This is a genomic window from Thermosynechococcus sp. M3746_W2019_013 (assembly GCF_015296045.1).
Lineage (GTDB): Bacteria > Cyanobacteriota > Cyanobacteriia > Thermosynechococcales > Thermosynechococcaceae > Thermosynechococcus.
The window spans coordinates 15,251-33,880 of record NZ_DVDW01000061.1; the positions used below are offsets into that span (position 1 = coordinate 15,251).

19 protein-coding genes are annotated in these 18,630 nt (G+C 52.7%); 4 read left to right on the forward strand and 15 right to left on the reverse strand.

Annotation, left to right across the window (positions count from 1 at the left end; genetic code table 11):
• Nucleotides 1-86 precede the first annotated feature (86 nt).
• Nucleotides 87-1,139, forward strand: coding sequence for a TrkA family potassium uptake protein (locus IGQ16_RS10785; protein ID WP_024125903.1), 1,053 nt, complete (start codon nucleotides 87-89; stop codon nucleotides 1,137-1,139).
• On the opposite strand, the gene IGQ16_RS10790 is transcribed toward IGQ16_RS10785, so the two are convergent.
• The 9 genes from IGQ16_RS10790 to IGQ16_RS10830 all read right to left on the reverse strand — a co-directional run bounded on the left by IGQ16_RS10790 (nucleotide 1,121) and on the right by IGQ16_RS10830 (nucleotide 10,832).
• Nucleotides 1,121-2,305: a glycosyltransferase gene (locus tag IGQ16_RS10790; protein ID WP_157869737.1), complete on the reverse strand. Its 1,185-nt coding sequence runs from the start codon at nucleotides 2,303-2,305 to the stop codon at nucleotides 1,121-1,123. The genes IGQ16_RS10785 and IGQ16_RS10790 overlap by 19 nt on opposite strands.
• Nucleotides 2,299-3,345: a small ribosomal subunit biogenesis GTPase RsgA gene (rsgA, locus tag IGQ16_RS10795; protein ID WP_297061499.1), complete on the reverse strand. Its 1,047-nt coding sequence runs from the start codon at nucleotides 3,343-3,345 to the stop codon at nucleotides 2,299-2,301. Before rsgA ends, IGQ16_RS10790 begins: the two co-directional genes overlap by 7 nt.
• Nucleotides 3,342-3,563 (reverse strand): sulfurtransferase TusA family protein, encoded by a 222-nt coding sequence (locus IGQ16_RS10800; RefSeq protein ID WP_041429931.1) that lies wholly within the window; start codon nucleotides 3,561-3,563, stop codon nucleotides 3,342-3,344. Before IGQ16_RS10800 ends, rsgA begins: the two co-directional genes overlap by 4 nt.
• Nucleotides 3,564-3,587: 24 nt before the next feature.
• On the reverse strand, nucleotides 3,588-4,352 hold the full coding sequence (locus IGQ16_RS10805; protein ID WP_024125907.1) for an alpha/beta fold hydrolase: 765 nt from the start codon (nucleotides 4,350-4,352) through the stop codon (nucleotides 3,588-3,590).
• 100 nt (nucleotides 4,353-4,452) lie between these two features.
• Nucleotides 4,453-6,720, reverse strand: coding sequence for a formate C-acetyltransferase (pflB, locus tag IGQ16_RS10810; RefSeq protein ID WP_024125908.1), 2,268 nt, complete (start codon nucleotides 6,718-6,720; stop codon nucleotides 4,453-4,455).
• A 293-nt stretch (nucleotides 6,721-7,013) separates the two neighbouring features.
• Complete coding sequence (gene dusB / locus IGQ16_RS10815) at nucleotides 7,014-8,057, reverse strand: tRNA dihydrouridine synthase DusB (RefSeq protein WP_297061502.1); 1,044 nt, start codon at nucleotides 8,055-8,057, stop codon at nucleotides 7,014-7,016.
• Between the two features lie 118 nt (nucleotides 8,058-8,175).
• The gene (locus IGQ16_RS10820; protein ID WP_024125910.1) at nucleotides 8,176-9,135 is read right to left on the reverse strand and encodes a glycosyltransferase family 2 protein; all 960 of its coding nucleotides are present in this window, start codon (nucleotides 9,133-9,135) and stop codon (nucleotides 8,176-8,178) included.
• A gap of 34 nt (nucleotides 9,136-9,169) precedes the next feature.
• Nucleotides 9,170-10,183, reverse strand: coding sequence for a glycosyltransferase family 2 protein (locus IGQ16_RS10825; RefSeq protein ID WP_297061505.1), 1,014 nt, complete (start codon nucleotides 10,181-10,183; stop codon nucleotides 9,170-9,172).
• On the reverse strand, nucleotides 10,110-10,832 hold the full coding sequence (locus IGQ16_RS10830; RefSeq protein WP_225871813.1) for a TIGR00297 family protein: 723 nt from the start codon (nucleotides 10,830-10,832) through the stop codon (nucleotides 10,110-10,112). The genes IGQ16_RS10825 and IGQ16_RS10830 overlap by 74 nt, the downstream gene beginning before the upstream one ends.
• A 94-nt stretch (nucleotides 10,833-10,926) precedes the next feature.
• Here IGQ16_RS10830 and IGQ16_RS10835 point away from each other — a divergent pair, with 94 nt between their 5' ends.
• On the forward strand, nucleotides 10,927-11,772 hold the full coding sequence (locus tag IGQ16_RS10835) for a metal ABC transporter permease (protein ID WP_157869739.1): 846 nt from the start codon (nucleotides 10,927-10,929) through the stop codon (nucleotides 11,770-11,772).
• Between the two features lie 104 nt (nucleotides 11,773-11,876).
• Nucleotides 11,877-13,112 (forward strand): cell division protein FtsZ, encoded by a 1,236-nt coding sequence (gene ftsZ, locus IGQ16_RS10840; protein WP_024125914.1) that lies wholly within the window; start codon nucleotides 11,877-11,879, stop codon nucleotides 13,110-13,112.
• Nucleotides 13,113-13,131: 19 nt separating this feature from the next.
• On the opposite strand, the gene IGQ16_RS10845 is transcribed toward ftsZ, so the two are convergent.
• Together IGQ16_RS10845 and IGQ16_RS10850 are read right to left on the reverse strand one after the other, a co-directional pair.
• Nucleotides 13,132-13,998: an SDR family oxidoreductase gene (locus IGQ16_RS10845; protein WP_024125915.1), complete on the reverse strand. Its 867-nt coding sequence runs from the start codon at nucleotides 13,996-13,998 to the stop codon at nucleotides 13,132-13,134.
• 6 nt (nucleotides 13,999-14,004) lie between these two features.
• Entirely contained in the window at nucleotides 14,005-14,838 is an 834-nt protein-coding gene (locus IGQ16_RS10850) for a fatty acid desaturase (RefSeq protein WP_024125916.1), read from the reverse strand.
• Between the two features lie 320 nt (nucleotides 14,839-15,158).
• Here IGQ16_RS10850 and IGQ16_RS10855 point away from each other — a divergent pair, with 320 nt between their 5' ends.
• Nucleotides 15,159-15,356: a DUF2949 domain-containing protein gene (locus IGQ16_RS10855; protein WP_024125917.1), complete on the forward strand. Its 198-nt coding sequence runs from the start codon at nucleotides 15,159-15,161 to the stop codon at nucleotides 15,354-15,356.
• Between the two features lie 33 nt (nucleotides 15,357-15,389).
• On the opposite strand, the gene IGQ16_RS10860 is transcribed toward IGQ16_RS10855, so the two are convergent.
• The 4 genes from IGQ16_RS10860 to IGQ16_RS10875 form a co-directional block, all read right to left on the reverse strand.
• Nucleotides 15,390-15,872 carry a hypothetical protein gene (locus IGQ16_RS10860; RefSeq protein WP_024125918.1) on the reverse strand — a complete coding sequence of 161 codons (483 nt, stop codon included), beginning with the start codon at nucleotides 15,870-15,872 and terminating at the stop codon, nucleotides 15,390-15,392.
• 195 nt (nucleotides 15,873-16,067) lie between these two features.
• On the reverse strand, nucleotides 16,068-17,063 hold the full coding sequence (gene cbiB, locus IGQ16_RS10865; protein ID WP_024125919.1) for an adenosylcobinamide-phosphate synthase CbiB: 996 nt from the start codon (nucleotides 17,061-17,063) through the stop codon (nucleotides 16,068-16,070).
• Between the two features lie 38 nt (nucleotides 17,064-17,101).
• Entirely contained in the window at nucleotides 17,102-18,169 is a 1,068-nt protein-coding gene (locus IGQ16_RS10870; RefSeq protein ID WP_297061507.1) for a Fe(3+) ABC transporter substrate-binding protein, read from the reverse strand.
• Between the two features lie 80 nt (nucleotides 18,170-18,249).
• Nucleotides 18,250-18,618: a hypothetical protein gene (locus IGQ16_RS10875; RefSeq protein ID WP_367116130.1), complete on the reverse strand. Its 369-nt coding sequence runs from the start codon at nucleotides 18,616-18,618 to the stop codon at nucleotides 18,250-18,252.
• Nucleotides 18,619-18,630: the final 12 nt, after the last annotated feature.

The following is an 18,630-nucleotide window of genomic DNA, read 5'->3' on the forward strand; positions in this document are numbered from 1 at the left end:
GGATACTGGAATCTGGGAGACTCTACAAGAGGGAGAGAGTCACCAAGGGAATCCTAGAATAGACGTGATGTTTCCCTCGCTAGCCAATGCAAGCGCGGCTTCAACGCTTCCTTACCCTGGGGGCGATCGCGATTCTGGTGCTGTTGATTGTGGCTTTTGTCTGGAGCGAAGAGGCATTGCAGTCACCCAGCCGAGCTTGGGAGGCCCTCAGTAATGCAATCATCACACTGGTGGGAGAGTATCCCGATCGCCCGCGAACCCTGCTGGGGCAAGTCGTGCAGCTGCTACTACTGCTCTTTGGCACCTTTGCCTTTGGTGCCCTGATTGGCAAGTTTTCCTCCTACTTTGTCACCCAAGCCCTTGCCCAAACGCTGCCCATGAAATCCTTTAGCAACCATATTATTATCTGCAATTGGAATACCAAGGCTCCCCTGGTGCTACGGCAACTCATTGAGGCCAACCGCTACTATCCCCGCGATATTGTCCTGTTGTGTGCGGAACCCATTAAACTTAACTCCGAATTTCAAGAGCGCACCGATGTTTTTGTGGTGCAGGGGGATCCCACCCACCACAGTACCCTCGAACGCCTCAATGCCCCCAAGGCCAAGGCAATTATTCTGCTTGCCGATGCCGATATGGAAGCCCCCGATGAAAAAAATGTTCTTATTGCCCTTGCGGTGAAGCATCTGGAGAAAACCCCTGGCCACGAGCAGGATATTCATGTGGTGGCCGAATTGGTGAATAGCGATCGCCGGCGCCACCTCAAGGAAGCAGGGGTCGATGAAGTCATTTTCAGCCAAGACTACAGTTCTGGCATCCTAGCCCAAAGTGCCCTCTTTCGGCAAATGTCCGAGGTCTATCGCCAACTCCTGACCTACTCCGATCACACCAATGAGTTTTACTTTATTGAGCCAAGGTACTATCCTGCCACCCTTTATGGCCTCTCATTTCCTGCCCTTAGTGCTTGGGTGAGTGAGTACAGCAACCGCCATCCCGACAATCCAGTTCTCCTTGTGGGGATTCGCCGCCAAAATCAACAGGTGTTGCTCAACCCTCGTCCCACAGACTTTCGGGGCCTTGACGCCAGTGACACCCTCATTGTTATGGCCTATCACCCTATCTATGACTTGCGCGGATAAACCCGTCCTTTCCAAGCACCGCCCCGGCCTTGCCAGTGACGACGGGCAGAATCCAGGGTCATCAGGGTATAGAGAAAGGCAATCACGGGCAGTGTCAGCGCCCAACCGCCATTAAGGCCATAGAAACGCACCGTTGGCCCGTAGGCGATCGCCATGCCCCCCCAAGTGAGTCCCCCCATGACGGCTAAGGGCAGTGATTGACTCATAAGACCGATCCCAAGGGCAAAGGGGGCCCACAAATACACCAGGGTCATGCCAATCACCGTTGCCACAAGCAAAAGCGGCGAATAGGACAACTGCGTATAGGCGGTGCGAGCCACCATCTGCCAAATACTGCCGAGCGTATTGTAGGCACGCAGGCTCACAGTGGTGGGGGTCAGCCCCAACCAAATGCGGTAGCCGGCTCGCTTGACGGCGGCGGCCAAGGAACAATCATCAATCAGGGCGTCCCGAATACAGGCAATGCCACCAATTTTGTCCAGCACCGCGGGATCAATCAAAATACAACCGCCGGCGGCAGCTGCCGTTGCCCGCTGCGGATCGTTGACCCAACGGAAAGGATAGAGCTTGGCAAAGAAAAAGACAAAGGCGGGAATTAGGAGTTTTTCCCAGAGACTTTGGCAGCGCAGTTTCACCATGAGGGACACCAGGGCGCATTTTTGCTGACGGGCGTGGGCAACCAATTGGCGCAAATTTTGGCGATCGTGGGCAATATCGGCATCCGTCAGCAGCAAGTAATCGGGATCAAAGGCACGGGCTGCTTCAATGCCTTGGGACAGTGCCCAGAGCTTACCTGACCAGCCGAGGGGGAGCGGTGTGCCCTCGATAATTGTCAGGCGATCGCCCTGACCGAGATCAAGAGCCGTTTGGCGAGCGATGTCTCCTGTGCCATCGTCACTTTGATCGTCCACCACAATCAGGTGGAGGGGTCCTGCGTAGTCCTGTTCTAGGAGCGATCGCACACTGGTGCCAATCACCGCCGCCTCATTGCGGGCTGGAATGACAATCACGACCGTTGGCCAAACCTTCAGATCTCCCCCCTGTAGCCGCTGATCCGGGCGCCAAAACTCTCCCCAAAACAGCAGCAAAACCAGCCAGATCAAAAGGGAAAGACCTGTGACACTCAACAGGATAGAGATCAACACGGGGGGCATAGTCATCACCATTCGCTATCGAGGACTTCCTCAGCCATGGGATTGAGGTGCTGATGTTGCTGCCGTCGCGATCGCCGACGATATTTTTTCGGATCCAAGAGGGGTTCAAGGCGCTGCTGACCTTGGCGGTCACTCTTGGCCTTCACTGGGGGCACCTTCCCCAAGGATGGCTCTGAACTAGCGATTGTTTCTAGCTGGTGTAAATACGCAATGTAGAGGGGGTAGCGCTCCCAGTTGCCACGGACACAGCAGCCCGGTTCCTGATCGTGGCGACAGTTATCAAAGAGGCACTGATTCTTGCTTAGCCGTTGGCGAATCTCCGGAAAAGCCGCCGCCAATTGCTGCGGATCTGGGGGCAATTCCGGTTGGTTAAAGCCCGGTGTATCGGCAATCCAGCCCCCCGCCGGTAGGGGAAAGAGTTCCACATGGCGTGTAGTGTGCCGTCCTCGATGCCAGTGATCGGAGACCACGCTGACGCGAATATCCTCCCGAGGTGTAAGATGGCGGATCAAGCTACTTTTGCCCACCCCCGAGGGGCCACAGACGACCGTGATTTGATTGGCCAGATGGGGACGCAGAGCCTGCCAAGCTGTTCCTTGGGTAAGGCTGAGGACATGGCAACGATAGCCCCATTGTTGCAGGCGATCGCGCCACTGCTGTTGCGCTTGGGGAGAAACCAAATCCGCTTTGGTAAAAACCACCTGAATTTCAACATTTAACCCTTCAGCGGTCAAAAGGAAGCGGGTAATTTGATGGACATCCGCAGGGGGGTCGACCAAGGCAAAAAGCAGCAAAATCTGATCTACATTGGCAATTGCCGGGCGGGGCAATTGATTGCGGCGGGGCAAAATCTCAGCGATCGCCCCCCGTTGTCCTGGCCAATCGGGATGGCTCACCACCACCCAATCTCCCACGCAGATCTGTTGCCCCATCTTCTTGAGGCGAGCACGGCGCACGCAGAGGAGTTCCTCAACCCCATTGGTGGGTTCCCGTAGGCGGACACGATAGTAATTGGCCTGGACAGCTCGCACCAAGCCCACCAGCTCACTCATGCGGGACGCTGCACCTGAAGGGCAAAATAGTCCTGCCGTGGCTCAATTCTGAGAACCTCATAGCCCGCCATCCGCAAACTATCGGGCACCTGCTCAATGGGTTCGCCCGCATCCAACCACACCTCAAGGGGCTGCTGGGGGGGCAACTGTTGCAGGCGCAGTTTCGTGCGCACAAAGTTCAAAGGACAGGGTGTTCCCCGTAGATCCAATGTTTCCATGGCAGGGCCAGTAACCAACTGCAACTATCTTCCCAAAAAGGCGACCACCTTGGCGAATACCTGCTCTCGCTCCACATCCAGGGGGAGCAAATGATCCGAATCCTTGAGCCAATGCAATTCCTTGTTGGGACTGCCTAAGTCTTCATAGATCCTCTGTGCCCCTTGGGGGTCCACGATGGTGTCGGCGCGACTTTGGAGAATCAGTGTCGGTGTTGTGATCATGGGCAGCTCCTGCTCCACTTGGGCAATGAGGTCGAGGGCACTGCCTACTGCCTGTAAATTGAAACTCTTAAAAAAACAGGCTTCTTCCGCTGCTTGGCGCAGAGCGCGATCGCGAATCGGTAGGCTCCGCCGAGGTACCCAAGGAATCCAGCGACCAAGGGACCGCACCAGCCTCTCGGGTCTGACGGCGGAAAACCAAGGTCGATAGATGCGCAAAAAGGGCGCAAGGAGCACTAGGGCATCAACGGAATAGTGATAGGCAAGATGGAGGGCTAGGGTTCCTCCTGTGGAAAAGCCAACCACCGCAACCGTTGAGTAGCTCTCTCGCAAGACTTGGAAGGCGGTGACGACGGCCTCATACCACTGCGGCCATGTCGAGGCGGGCATTTGGGCACTGGGGCGATCGTGCCCCGGATACAGAATGCCCTGAACCGTCCAGCCCGTTTCATAGAGAACTTCTCCCAAAAGCTGCAGTTCATAAGCCCCACCCCCCAAGCCATGGAGGAGCAAACAGGCGCGATCGCCCGCCCTATGGCCATAGAAAAAGGGAAGATTGACCAGACTCACAATACCCTCGAGCCCTTCATGCAACCACCATAAAAAATCTACCCCGATCGCTCGAGGTAGAGGAGGCGGCGTTCACCTAGGCAGCAGTTGCCCAGTGAGCCTAAAAGCGCTCGTGGAACGTGCGGTTAATAACATCCAACTGTTGTTCGCGGGTGAGTTTAATGAAATTCACCGCATATCCAGACACCCGAATGGTGAGTTGTGGGTACAGTTCAGGGTGATCCATAGCATCTAGCAACATTTCGCGGTTGAGCACGTTGACGTTGATGTGGAAGCCCTGATCATGGATGTACCCATCCAACATATTCACCAGGTTGCTGATTTGATCTTCCCGGGTCTTGCCAAGGGCACTAGGCACGATAGAGAAGGTATTGGAGATGCCATCTTGGGCATGGATATAGGGCAACTTGGCCACGGACGCTAGTGAGGCGATCGCCCCTTTGGTATCGCGACCGTGCATGGGGTTGGCCCCTGGCGCAAAAGGTTCACCCGCCTTGCGGCCATCGGGAGTACTGCCGGTTTTCTTGCCATAGACGACGTTGGAGGTAATCGTCAGGATTGACTGGGTGGGCACCGCATTGCGGTAGGTTTTGTGTTTGCGGACTTCGTTCATGAAGGTTTCCACGACCCACACCGCAAGACTATCCACGCGATCGTCATTGTTGCCGTACTTCGGAAAGTCGCCCTTGATCTCGTAGTCCACGGCCAACCCTTCGGCATTCCGGATTACTTTCACCTCGGCGTACTTAATGGCCGAGAGGGCATCCGCCACCACCGATAGACCAGCCACCCCACAGGCCATTGTGCGGAAGACATCGCGATCGTGGAGCGCCATCTCCAGCCGCTCATAGCAGTACTTATCGTGCATATAGTGGATGACGTTAAGGGTATTTACATACACCTTCGCCAACCAAGCCATCATCTGCTCAAAGCGTGGCAGCACCTCTTCCCACTTCAGTGTGTCGCCGGTAATTGGGGCAAACATCGGTGCCACCTGCTGACCAGAGACTTCATCCCGACCACCGTTGATTGCGTAGAGGAGGGCTTTGGCCAAGTTCACCCGTGCCCCAAAGAATTGCATTTGTTTGCCGACTCGCATCGCCGAAACGCAGCAGGCGATCGCGTAGTCATCCCCCCAGTAGGGACGCATCAAGTCGTCGTTTTCGTATTGGATGGAACTGGTGTCAATGGACACTTGAGCACAGAAACGCTTGAAGGCCTCTGGCAAGTTTTCCGACCACAGCACCGTCAGGTTGGGTTCGGGGGCAGGCCCCAGGGTATAGAGGGTATTCAAAATACGGAAGCTGGTTTTCGTCACCAACGGGCGACCATCGAGACCCATACCGCCAATGGACTCCGTGACCCACGTGGGATCCCCAGAGAAGAGTTCATTGTATTCCGGCGTCCGCAGGAAGCGCACCATCCGCAGTTTCATGACAAAGTGGTCAATCCACTCTTGAATGTCGGCTTCTGTGGCTGTGCCCTGACGCAAATCTCGCTCAAAGTAAATGTCAAGAAAGGTTGAGACCCGCCCAAGGGACATGGCAGCGCCGTTTTGTTCTTTGACCGCCGCCAGGTAGCCAAAGTAGAGCCACTGAATAGCCTCTTTGCCATTGGCCGCTGGCCGCGAAATATCAAAGCCATAGCTGGCGGCCATTTCCTTGAGTTCATTGAGGGCTTTGATTTGCTCTGAGAGCTCTTCTCGCAGGCGGATGGTTTCTTCATCCATGACATCGACTTCAAGGGAGGCCTGCTGCGCCTGTTTGTCGGCAATCAAGCGATCTACCCCGTAGAGCGGCACGCGGCGATAGTCACCAATAATCCGACCCCGGCCGTAGGCATCTGGCAGTCCGGTAATGATTCCCGATTTACGGCAGCGGCGCATTTCGGGTGTGTAGGCATCAAAGACGCCATCGTTGTGGGTTTTGCGATATTTGGTAAAGATTTCCTTCGTGCGCGGATCTAGTTCATAGCCGTAGGCCTTGAGGGCGGTTTCAACCACGCGAATGCCGCCAAAGGGCATAATCGCCCGTTTCAAGGGCTTATCGGTTTGCAGGCCAACGATTTGCTCCAGCTCCCGATCGATGTAACCCGGTGGGTGGGCTGTGATTGAGGAAGGCACGCTGGTGTCGGCATCAAGGACGCCTTTTTCGCGCTCTAGAGCCATCAGTGCACGCACTTTTGCCCAGAGTTGCTGGGTGCGATCGCTGGCGCCTACGAGGAAGGAAGCATCTCCGGTGTAGGGGGTATAGTTGCGCTGAATAAAGTCGCGCACATCAATGTGCTCAACCCAGTCACCCCCTGTAAATCCTTGCCATGCCGCTTCGGGCAATTCTGTGTAGCGTGTAGTGTAGCGTGTACAGTTCATAGTCCATGTTCCTCATCAAGTGGGCAGCAACTTCTCGCGATCGCCTGTAACCGATAGCGATCGCTCCTTCCAACCAGCAAGAACCTGCTAACTGCAACTGCTAGAAAATGCGTAAGAGATTAAAAAATTGCCCTCAATCCACAAATGCCAATCAACCTTTTGTAGGCCAAGCCCCATCACTATTTTTCGGCCTGCTTACACCTACACCTTCATTATAACCCTTCGGCTCTAGGAGCTTCTTTTACGAAGTTTTTGTGAAAATGTTGCGAAACACAAATCTTTTTTTCATTTGTTTAGGCTGCGATCGCCTCCATTTCGGAGGCCATTTGCAAGCGCTCAATCGCTGCATCGAGGAGAGCTAAACCAGCCTCTAGGGTTTCAATGCGACACAATTCACTGCGCAGTTCTGCTGCATCGGCAAAGCCCTTGGCGTACCACGTCAAATGCTTACGCGCTTGGCGAATCCCCCGTTCCCCTTTGTACTCCCAGAGGGCAATCAGATGATCTCGCGCACATTGCAGACGCTCAACCACCGTTGGCGCAGGCCGCAATTCCCCCGTTTTCAAAAAGTGATCAATTTCTCCCACCAAGAAGGGATATCCCATCGTTCCCCGCGAGCACATCACCCCATCTGCCCCGGTTTGCTCCAAGCAGCGGACTGCCGCCTCTACCGAGAAAATATCGCCATTGGCAATCACGGGAATACTGACGCGCTCCTTCACCCGCGCAATCCACTCCCAGCGGGCTGGGCCATTAAAGCCCTGGGCACGGGTACGCCCATGAACCGTAATCATTGCCGCACCAGCATCTTCCATCGCCTTGGCAAAGTCAAGGATATTGATTTCCTCATCACTCCAGCCAATGCGAGTTTTCACCGTGACTGGCACAGGCACCGCCTTTGAGACCGTACGCACAATGGTTACTGCTGTTTGTACATCCCGCAGTAGGGAAGAACCACCGCCATTCTTCGTGATTTTATTCACGGGGCAGCCCATATTGATGTCCACGGTGTCTGCCCCTTCAGCCACTGCCTTTATCGCGGCTTCTGCGAGAAAATCAGGCCGACAGTCAAAAAGCTGAATACTGATGGGATGCTCATTCGCATCCACTTCCATAATCCGGGGTAATGTTTTCAGATAGTGCAGCCCCGACGCACTGACCATCTCGGTATACATCATCGACTCAGGGGCATAGCGGCGCACTAAGCGGCGAAAGACGAGGTCCGTTACACCTGCTAAAGGGGACTGCAATACCCGACTATTGACCCTAACAGAGCCAATCTGCAGTGGCGTGGCTAAACGGGCTTTGAGCGCTGGTGACAGGGTTGGCGTGCTCATAAAATGACTAGCTTAACAACCGATACTTGGAAACTCAAAGTACTGAGGGAAGCTAATTAATTCTATCAAAAGCTCGCCCGTCAACCTACCGCTGGTTCCTTACATCACATTTTTAATTTCACTTTGAATTTTTAATTTCACTTTGATAGGCTGCATAAACCGCTTGAACATTGTACCAGTTCAAAAAGATGCGAGCCACCTCAAGGGCATCTTGGGGGCGACCGATGTTAATCAACCATTGCAACAGGGGTGCCAGGGTTTTTTCATTGAGCATACCACCGAGGGATAGGATTGCCCAAAGAAGGTAATGAAAAGGGGTCATTTGAATCATGAGCTTCACTTCCCAAATCGGATGCTTTTTATAGAACAAGACCCCCATTCTCCCCCTTTCAATCTCTTTCTGAATGAGGGCAGGCACTTGGCTGAGGGAAAAGGAGGGATGCCAGTGGTAGCCAACTGCTTCAGGGCACTTCAGTAATCGTAAACCTAATTTTTTTAGGCGCACCCCTAGTTCTAAATCTTCCCAGCCGTAGAGTTGAAACTGGGTATCAAAGAGGCCTGCCTTTTCCAACCAGTGGCGGGCGATCGCCACATTTCCCGTTGCAAAATAGGCAGCTGAAAAATCAGTTATCTTATATGGCTCTGAAGTTGGATCTTCAAAATTACAGGTATTAATCACACGCCCATAGGAAAAGGCAGGAACCTGAGTCACATCCTCTATTCCAAGGCGTTTTTGTTCTCGCATTAAGCGCCGCACATGGGCATCTAAGAAGGTTGAAGTCACAACTAAGTCGCTATCAATAAAAATCATCCAGTCACCCTGAGCTGCTTGGATACCTAAGTTGCGAGCAGCTGCAGGACCAAGATGCTCCTGTTGCAACCATTGCACACAGGGAAATTCATGACGATGCTCTTTGAGCCACTCAACCGTATTGTCCGTTGAACCATCGTCAACAATAATGACTTCATAGCCCTTGATGCCCAGATCAGGATGCCATCTTTGATGGGCGATCGCCCGCACACACTTTTCTAAAATCGGCAAACGATTATAGGTAGGAATTACAACGCTAAAAAACATGATCACTCCCGAAACGTGGTCTTGAGCTCCTCAACTAGCTTGTTCTATCTAAAACCCAACTATGAAGACGGTGAGAACAAAGGCGCAGAAACGCATGGTCAAGGTTTTTTTCTGCTTCTGTTCCTTTATAACATTGCTTTAGCTGCCACAGGAGTTGGAATGTTTTCCATGGGTCTTTCTCTGCTTCCTGAGCCTCAGTTCGCGCAATACCTAACTTGACACTTAGGAGTTGCTGCCAGTGGCGCGAACGAATCCGTTGACTATTTTGAGCTTGCTGGCGGCGGTAAAGGCTGGAGGTTTGTTTCCGATGCGTCCGGTATTGGAGAAGTGCCTCCGGGAGATTCCCCATCTTGAACCCTGCTGCCCATGCCCGCTGCCATAGATCATAATCTTCCACCAGTGGCCACTCAGAGGAGTACCTCAGCTCCTTGAATACCTCCGAGCGACCGATCACAGATGGATGGGCAAAAGGTACACCAAACAACAGCTCTGCTTCACAACCTTCATGGGAATAGGGATAGTGCCAGTAACCAGTTGCTGTGCCGATGAGTTGAACCGATGCGCCACAAATATCTAATTTCTTCTCCCAAAGAAAGTTAAGCTGAGATGCGAACCTGTGAGGTAGAGCCACGTCATCTGCATCCATTCTGGCGATATACTCACCCCCAGCAATTTCAATTGCTTGATTCAGTGTTTTGACTAAACCTTGGTTAGATTGGTTGATTAAGCAAATACGAGAATCAATTTTTGCATAATTCGACAATATTTCAAATGATTTATCCAAGGAACCATCATTAATTATAATCAACTCAAAATTATCAACGGTTTGACTAATGATGGACCCCATAGCTAAATGAAGATATTTTTCGGAATTGTAAACAGGCAAGATCACTGAAATAAGTGGCTTATTAATGACATTCATGATGAAATTATTAACAAAAATAGCGATTGAAGAGAGAGTTAAAAATAGTCGCTCACTCGAAGGTGTATTGCAAAAGAGCCATGGCCCCCATTGCCAGGCCAGCCCCGACTGTGGTGTTAATACCATTGACCAGTTCATTGCTGAGCCAAGGGTAGCGTCCCTGCAGCGTTGCTCCCACTAGACTCTCCACAAGATTGGCAAAGAAAGCAGCAAGGATGCAAATGGGAATGGCGATCGCCCCCATCAAGCCCACACTCCAGCCTAGCAGAGCAATTGCAGTCGCACCAACTAGCCCCGCCAGGGTTCCCTCTAGGCTCACGGCACCTTCAGTGCCCCGCGGCACAGGTTGCAGTGTGGTGATGAGGAACGTGCGCTGGCCATAGGCTTTGCCTACTTCACTGGCACAGGTGTCCGACAGCTTCGTACTAAAACTGGCAACAAACGCCACTAGGAATAACTCCCGCCATTGGGGAAGTAAAACTACAAGGAGTGCGCAGACAGTCCCTGTAAAAGCCGAGCCCCAGACGTTCTCCGGTCCGCGCGCCCCTGAGCGTTTTTCCGCAATACCAGCGGCCTCTTTTTCGGTCATACCGAGGCGGGTGACAGCTGAACCAACAAGGAAATAGACCATGACAATCAGATAGCCTTGCCAGCTTAAGGTGCCCCAAATCAGCACGCCGAGGAGCCACGCATGGAAAAGTCCTGCTGGGGTGAGTAATTTTTGCCGGGTCAGAAGGGCGATCGCGCCAAGGACGGTATTGAGCAAAACACCCATCCACCAAGGATTCAGTAACAGGATGCCATCCACGAGAACCGCCCTCCGACTGTACTGGCAGCACCTTATCATACTTTTCAGACATAGAGGACAGATGATGATCACTTGGCTATTGGAACCACTACAACACGCGTTTATGGTCAAGGCACTGGGAGTAAGCACCCTTGTGGGCGGCGTTTGTGCCGTATTGTCTTGTTTTTTGACCCTGAAGGGCTGGGCACTGATGGGGGATGCCGTGTCCCATGCAGTCTTACCTGGTGTGGTTTTGGCCTACTGGCTAGGGTTACCCCTTGCTTTGGGAGCTTTTGTCTTTGGTCTGATGGCCGTGACCCTGATTGGTTTCATTCAGCAGCAGACAAGGGTAAAGGAGGATACCGTTATTGGCTTGGTGTTTACGGGCTTTTTTGCCTTGGGGTTGGTGTTGCTCTCGAAAACCGCCAGTAGCGTTGACCTGATGCACATTCTCTTTGGGAATGTCTTGGGCATTAGCGATCGCGACCTCTGGCAAACGGTCATTGTTAGCCTCATGACACTGATCACGATCGCTCTCCTGCATCGCGACTTGATCCTCTTTTGCTTTGATCCGACCCATGCCCGCACCATTGGTCTGAATACAACGCTGCTGTACTATCTTCTGCTGGCGTTGCTATCCCTAACCACTGTGGCTGCCCTGCAAACCGTGGGCATCATTCTCGTTGTGGCGATGCTAATTACACCGGGGGCAACCGCCTATTTGCTGAGCGATCGCTTTGGCATCATGGTACTGATTGCCCTAGCCGTGGGTGGTCTTGGCAGTTTACTGGGCACCTACATCAGTTACTACCTTGATGTGTCAACGGGTGGCTGTATTGTTGTCCTGCAAGCAGTGATTTTTTTCCTGACGATGATTTTTGCCCCCAAGCATGGTCTTTTGGCCAAAGCCCGCTCTCCCCTGAGTTAGGCTGAAGGATTAGATTATTTTTATTTTCTGAGGTGTTGCCGATGCCTTTGCTAGAGTTCATGATATAGTTGCCCCATATTTATCATGGGTGAAGAAGTTGCGTTATGGAGTCAGATCAACGGTGGCCTACGGAACCTGTTCCCTCTGAAGTCCGCGCCTCCTTTGTCTTGGGAGAGGTAGGCATTGCATCTGGCAACAGTGACCATGGCGCACCAGCCGATGTGTTAAGGAGTTATGACAGCTTGGTGGAAACTTCAGCGGCGCGCATCAAAGTGATTGGTGTCGGTGGTGGCGGTGGCAATGCAGTTAACCGCATGATTGCCAGTAATGTGGCTGGTGTTGAATTTTGGTGCGTCAATACTGATGCCCAGGCGCTCGCCCAATCCCAAGCCCACCGCTGCCTGCAAATTGGCCAGAAACTCACCCGTGGTCTTGGTGCAGGTGGCAACCCTGCCATTGGTCAAAAGGCGGCTGAAGAATCCCGTGAAGACCTTGCTGCGGCGCTCAAGGATGCTGATTTGATTTTCATTACCTGTGGCATGGGTGGCGGTACTGGCACTGGTGCTGCCCCAATTGTGGCGGAAGTGGCCAAGGAACAGGGAGCCCTAACCGTGGCAGTGGTGACCCGCCCCTTTACCTTTGAGGGTCGTCGTCGAGCGAGCCAAGCCGATGAAGGGATTGAAGCACTGCAAAGTCGCGTTGATACCCTAATCGTGATTCCCAATGACAAGATTCTCTCGGTGATCTCTGAGCAAACATCGGTTCAGGATGCGTTTCGCGTTGCCGATGATGTGCTGCGCCAAGGGGTTCAGGGGATTTCCGACATTATTAACCTGCCGGGGCTGATTAACGTGGATTTTGCCGATATTCGCTCGGTGATGGCTGATGCCGGTTCTGCCATGATGGGCATTGGTATTGCCTCTGGAAAGTCACGAGCCACTGAAGCCGCCCTCAGTGCCATTTCCTCACCGCTACTGGAGGGGTCTATCGAGGGTGCCAAGGGCGTTGTCTTTAACATTACAGGGGGCACAGATCTCACCCTCCATGAAGTCAATGCTGCTGCAGAGGTCATTTACAATGTGGCCGATGCCAACGCCAATATCATCTTTGGTGCTGTGATTGATCCCCAAATGCAAGGGGAAGTTCAAATCACCGTTATCGCCACTGGCTTTAGTGGTGAACCCATGAGCCGCAGCCGTACCACAACCAAGACAACACCCCTGACGAACCGCCCCCTAACAACGGCACCTCCCACTCCTGAAGCACCTGCACCAGAGGTTGAAGCCAAACCCAGGTTGGATATTCCTGAGTTTCTCCAGCGACGGCGACCAACCCCCTAGGTATACAAGGCACCCATCCTTAAAGACCCAATTCACGAGCGATCGCTCGTAGCCCCTCGCGGTAGGAGGGATAGCGGAGTTGAACCCCTAAAGCCTGCTTGATTTTGTCATTGCGCACTCGCCGAGATTCACGCCAAAAAGATTGAGCCATTGGACTCAGATTGGCCACCTTCAAGGGTATGGCTGGTGGTGCTGGACGACCTAAAAGACGATAGGCCTCGAGTAAAACAGGGAGCGACTCTGAGGGTTGATCATCACTCAGGTTATAGATTTCCTGCGGGGTAGGCCGTGCCAGCGATCGCTCAAGGGTTTGGACAATATCCGCCACATGGATACGGCAAAAGTAGTGCCCCGGCTTATCAATGAGTTGAACATCGCCTTTGAGAATGCGAGCGATAGGATTGCGTCCTTCTCCGGGGCCATAGATGCCGGGGAGGCGAAAAATGTGGGTAGGCAGATTGGCGTTGAGAAAGATTTGCTCAATCCTGACGCGGTGTTGTGAACGCAAATTTTGAGGGTTGACGGGTGTCGTTTCATCTACCCAGCCCCCTTGGCGATCGCCATAGACCCCCGTTGTCGAAAGATAGCCAAACCATTGCAGATTCAGTTTTTCTAACTGAGGCAACAGTGCTAGCGCAACCGCATCCTCCCCTTGGCGATCGGGGGGAATACTATTGAGGACGTGGGTTACCCCCTCAAGGGCAGCTGGTACTAGGGGAAATTGCTCCCCCTGCTGCTCCCATTTAAAAGGAAAACAGGGAATAGCGCTGAGTTCTGGCGGCAGCTCCCCCCGACGGTTGGTAATGACCACATCAATGCCTTGGGCTTGGAGCGATCGCGCTAACCAAGTTCCTGTATAACCACAACCCAGAATCAGAACCCGCATTGCGCGCTAGTCTTGGGAAGAGACTGCCGGTGCCTCCACCAAGCGCACCTTCGTAGCCAAGCCCAGCAATTGCAAGAAGCGAATGGTGAGCCACGTCAGATCCAGCTCCCACCACTGCAAACCATGGCGTGCCGAGTATTGATAGGCGTGGTGATTATTGTGCCAGCCCTCACCAAAGGTTAACAGGGCTACCCACCAGCAATTCGTTGAGTGATCCGTAGTTTCAAACGTGCGATAGCCAAAGGTATGGGTAGCACTATTGACCAGCCAAGTGGTGTGATAGACGGTTACAAGCCGCACAAAAATTCCCCAAACCACAAATGGCCAGCCCCCCCAAAGATAAAGGACAATGGCCAAGACCACCTGAATGGGAAGAAAGTACTTGTCAAGGAATTGATAGACGGGGTCATCAGCAATATCTTTGGTGAAACGGGGAATTTCTGCCTCCGCCGGCACCTCACGAAACATCCATTCAATATGGCTCCACCAAAAGCCCTTACGGGAATCGTGGTGATCATTCGGTTGATCGGAGTACAGATGGTGATGGCGGTGCAGCCCAACCCACCAAATCGGCCCCCCTTGCATTGAGAGCGTGCCGCAAAAGACCAGGAAATACTCCAGCCACTTGGGAACTTGGAAGCTACGATGGGAGACCAGACGGTGCCAACCAAGGGTAATACCGATGCCAGCGGTTAACCAGTGGAGCACAAGGGCCAGCAGGACTGCTCTCCAGCTAAACATGCTGGGTAAAAAAGCAAGAAGAGCACCGAGGTGTACAAAAATAATAAAGGTCGCCGTAGGCCAGGCAATGGGGGGTTTGGCAACGGTCGCTTGGGTCATGAACACATCCTTAAAACAACTGAATAGGTTGCTGTTCCCTCTAGACTGAGCTTGAACAACACCCATCAGACTTTAGTATAACGAGCTACGGTTGAGTATCTTTACTTAAGAATGTTGTGCCCAAGACGAATGATTGAGCCTTTGCTTCTAGAAATTCCCTCTGGTGGGGGAAGTCTCTGGGGAAAGTGTCCCCGAAAATAGCAGGCATCATACCAAATAGCAGGCTGATTATTTCATTGTCTATGGTTTTGTAACGAAATGTTGCATTTTCTCAGATTGATCCCTAGGATAGAGGGTAAGGTGTGGTAGTTATAGGAATCATGAAAACGCCACGTTGGACACGACTCATTGACTTCCTACAGCGGGAGATGGCACTGCCCACCGCTGCCATTGACTTTGGCCTCAAGCACTGCGATGAGCAGGTGAATCTGTTGCCGGTTGTTCTTTGGCAGTATGGCTTGGTGAGCCTTGAGCAGCTTGACCGCATCTTCGATTGGCTAGAAGCTAGTCAGCCCTAGGGGCGCTCTCAGGATTCCTTTATTTATTTAGGCTTAATGAATTAGTGTTTCCTTAGCAACAAAGTCGTAGCTTTGGGAAATCCCTAACTGTTGAGGCACAGAGATGGGACTTTGCCAGCCCACGGGTTCAATTGACAACAGGGATGAAGGGACTTTGAACGTTCCCCAGAGATGAACCTTCTTACCGAGTAGCTCTGGTGGAACCGTAATTTTGTAACTACAACTATTGCTACCAGTAGGTGACAAAGTAGCGGTAGCACCTCCTACTGGAAAGCTGCCGGGAGGATGCAGTGTAGCATTAATCACAATCTCATTGCAGGAGATGGAATGAGATTTAGTAACCTTCCCGATGATGGTAGGGCGCACCTGCAGATTGCTTGGGATTTTGAATTCCACATTATTACTTGGTCGTTGCGATTGCAGGGTCTGGGTGGAAGCTAGAGGTACAGCACGGCTCACAGCGGGGCTGAGGGCAACGGCGAGGCAAGCGAGAAGTAAGCCTTTTTGATTCAGCATTGGGTGTCCTTTGTGTAAGTGGAGAGAACGGTTTTGTCTAGCCCCTTCCGGGGTGAATACTCTTATCCTAGATGGGTTGACTAAGAGCAGCGGTGGTATTTCTCACCCGTAACTGATGATGCTCATCACCAAGGGCGGTGACCATTGCAACCGTTGAATGGAGGAATTGACCAGTAGAACGTCTTAGCTATATTGCTAAATAGAAAATAATTTGCAAGAAATTAATAAAAGTATTCCTGTCAATCCTAAGGCCATGAGGTAAATCTGGCGGCTAAGGTCAAGCGCAGACCAGATCGTTTTTTGATCAAGGGAGTGTAACGGTTCTCCTAAAAAGGGTTTCACCTTCACCGTGCCGCGGTAGATATTCGTGCCCCCCAGACGTACCCCCAAGGCCGCTGCATAGGCACACTCACTCCAACCAGAATTGGGACTCGGATCCTTGGGAGCATCACGGCAACACCATTGCCACACTCGCTGCCACTGCCCGGAGCAGAGGGCAACGAGAAAGACCAACAACCGACAGGGCAACCATGTGAGGACATCATCAGTTTTGGCGGCAAACCACCCCCAATGGGTGTAGGGTGGCTCACGGTAGCCGATCATCGAGTCCAAGGTGCTGGCGGCTTTATAGGCCATGACCAGCGGCAAGGGACTCACTTGCGGCACGATCAGGGTGGCGATCGCCCCATAAAAAAGTGGTGCCATCATGCCATCGGTGGTATTTTCACTTACGGTTTCCAGAACTGCCCGCAGAATTTCAGGTGCCTCTAGGTGGGCAGTTTCGCGACCCACATACTTGGCTAAGGACTGGCGTGCCCCTTCAAGATTGCCAGTTGCCAAAGGTGCCAATACCTCTGCTGCTGCATCCCGTAGACTACGACCCGCAAAGCCACTGGCGGTACCCACAACTGCAACTCCCCAAGCGAGGAGGGGTGAAATTGCCATCCCCAGTGCCACTAAGCCCCAACTGATTAGGGCAGAACCTAGGATTAAGCTCAGTGTAAGCAGTGCCCCCCCCAACCGCTGTCCCCAAACTGGCCAGCCTTGGCCATAGTTGAACCAATGGCTGAGGAATTGGATATAGGCTCCCATCCAGCGTACCGGGTGTGGCCAGCCCCAAGGATCTCCAAAACCAAAGTCAAGGAGGGCCGCGGCCAGAAGAATCGTGTAGGCAATCAGTGGGCAAGACACAGGAACGATCAACGGGGGTCATCGCTCATTTTAGGGTTTTAGCGCCATCCAGCCCGGTCCATAATCCGCAGTGCTTCAGCATTGTTGCGGCCAAAAACTGCTGCATTGACACGTTGTCCTCGGAAATTGCCAAACCGTTGCACAATCGGATGCACGGGTACCCCCGAGCGGACCGGATATTCAAAGTTGGCCATTGCAAACATTTCTTGCGCCTTCGGACTCACCAGATACTCCAAAAAGCGAATTGCCGCCTGACGATTGGGGGCGCCAGCTACCACACCGCCGCCACAGATATTTACATGGGCACCACGATCGCGCTGGTTGGGGAAAAATAAGCCCACCTTCTCAGCAACTGCTCGATCTTCTGCTTTATCTGAGGCAATCAACCGTGCTAAATAGTAGTGATTTGCAATTGCAATGCTGCCAACACCCGCTGCGCAGGCACGAATTTGAGCGGTATCATTTCCCTCGGGGGGGCGGGCAAAGTTTTGGGCTAGGCCCCTTGCCCATTGTTCCGTTTTTTGAGCACCATGAATTGCTAGCAATGACCCCGTGAGGGACTGATTGTAGATATTGCTGGAACTGCGACAGAGAACCTGCCGCCGCCACTTCGGATTAGCCAGATCCTCGTAGGTGGAGAGTTGGTTGGGATCCACTTTGGATTTATTGTAAATGAGGACACGCACCCGCCGCGAGAGACCAAACCAGTGTCCTTGAGGCTCCCGTAGGTTTGCTGGCACAATGCTGTTGAGTACCCTTGACTGAATTGGCTGCAAAATACCGGCTTCCTGTGCTCGCCACAAGCGACCTGCATCCACAGTAATCAGGACATCGGCAGGACTGCGACTCCCTTCACTGCGAATCCGTTCAATCAGAGCATCAGCTTCAGCCTCAATAATGTTGACGCGAATCCCGGTCTGCTGCGTAAAACCGTTGTAGAGGGCTTTGTCTGTGTCGTAGTGCCGTGCCGAATAAACATTGATCACACCTCCTGAGGACTGTTGCGCATAGCTTGATTCAGTGTTTTGGTTCCAGAGGGAGTGGGTTACATAAGCTGTTGCTGCGGCGCCCATGCCGAGGAATACACGGCGACCTACTTTCTCCATACTTGAGAATCTCTCCTAAAATTAATCTGAGGAATATTCTAGGGCTGGACGGGCAGTTTTGCAACTCTTTCGCAATAAGTTTAGCCTTTGCTGTACCACCACTGGCGATCGCTTGCAGCCAGCTCTACCCAATAGAGGGTTATGACCATCATGGTGTTTGTTTCAATGTGGCGTACCCAATAGCTGGGATGCCGTTTTGTAGCACTATCGAGGACAAGCCGCCGGCCAATGCGTCGCCAACTAGGTTCTTTGCTGCGCCAAGCAATACGACAACAGGGCCACGGTAACTGTTCCCGATCAAAAAGGCGACAACAGGCCCCCGCTACCTCATAGCTAAAGGAATAACCCGGACTGTAAAAACGCGTGCCGGTAGGCCAAAGGAGTGGGAATTCTCTGGTTGCGGAGGAGGCAATCAAGGAAATACACCAGGGTGCAGACCAGTTCTCCAATGTATCAGCAGA

Coding starts and splice junctions, on each gene's coding strand:
- IGQ16_RS10830 (WP_225871813.1), bottom strand. CDS start 10,832: ATGGGTGTTTTGCTCAATACCGTCCTTGGCGCGATCGCCCTTCTGACC.
- IGQ16_RS10860 (WP_024125918.1), bottom strand. CDS start 15,872: ATGCTGAATCAAAAAGGCTTACTTCTCGCTTGCCTCGCCGTTGCCCTC.
- IGQ16_RS10825 (WP_297061505.1), bottom strand. CDS start 10,183: ATGGTATTAACACCACAGTCGGGGCTGGCCTGGCAATGGGGGCCATGG.
- ftsZ (WP_024125914.1), top strand. CDS start 11,877: ATGGAGTCAGATCAACGGTGGCCTACGGAACCTGTTCCCTCTGAAGTC.
- IGQ16_RS10820 (WP_024125910.1), bottom strand. CDS start 9,135: ATGTTTTTTAGCGTTGTAATTCCTACCTATAATCGTTTGCCGATTTTA.
- dusB (WP_297061502.1), bottom strand. CDS start 8,057: ATGAGCACGCCAACCCTGTCACCAGCGCTCAAAGCCCGTTTAGCCACG.
- rsgA (WP_297061499.1), bottom strand. CDS start 3,345: ATGAGTGAGCTGGTGGGCTTGGTGCGAGCTGTCCAGGCCAATTACTAT.
- IGQ16_RS10800 (WP_041429931.1), bottom strand. CDS start 3,563: ATGGAAACATTGGATCTACGGGGAACACCCTGTCCTTTGAACTTTGTG.
- IGQ16_RS10845 (WP_024125915.1), bottom strand. CDS start 13,998: ATGCGGGTTCTGATTCTGGGTTGTGGTTATACAGGAACTTGGTTAGCG.
- IGQ16_RS10850 (WP_024125916.1), bottom strand. CDS start 14,838: ATGACCCAAGCGACCGTTGCCAAACCCCCCATTGCCTGGCCTACGGCG.
- pflB (WP_024125908.1), bottom strand. CDS start 6,720: ATGAACTGTACACGCTACACTACACGCTACACAGAATTGCCCGAAGCG.
- IGQ16_RS10790 (WP_157869737.1), bottom strand. CDS start 2,305: ATGGTGATGACTATGCCCCCCGTGTTGATCTCTATCCTGTTGAGTGTC.
- IGQ16_RS10855 (WP_024125917.1), top strand. CDS start 15,159: ATGAAAACGCCACGTTGGACACGACTCATTGACTTCCTACAGCGGGAG.
- IGQ16_RS10835 (WP_157869739.1), top strand. CDS start 10,927: ATGATGATCACTTGGCTATTGGAACCACTACAACACGCGTTTATGGTC.
- IGQ16_RS10870 (WP_297061507.1), bottom strand. CDS start 18,169: ATGGAGAAAGTAGGTCGCCGTGTATTCCTCGGCATGGGCGCCGCAGCA.
- IGQ16_RS10785 (WP_024125903.1), top strand. CDS start 87: ATGCAAGCGCGGCTTCAACGCTTCCTTACCCTGGGGGCGATCGCGATT.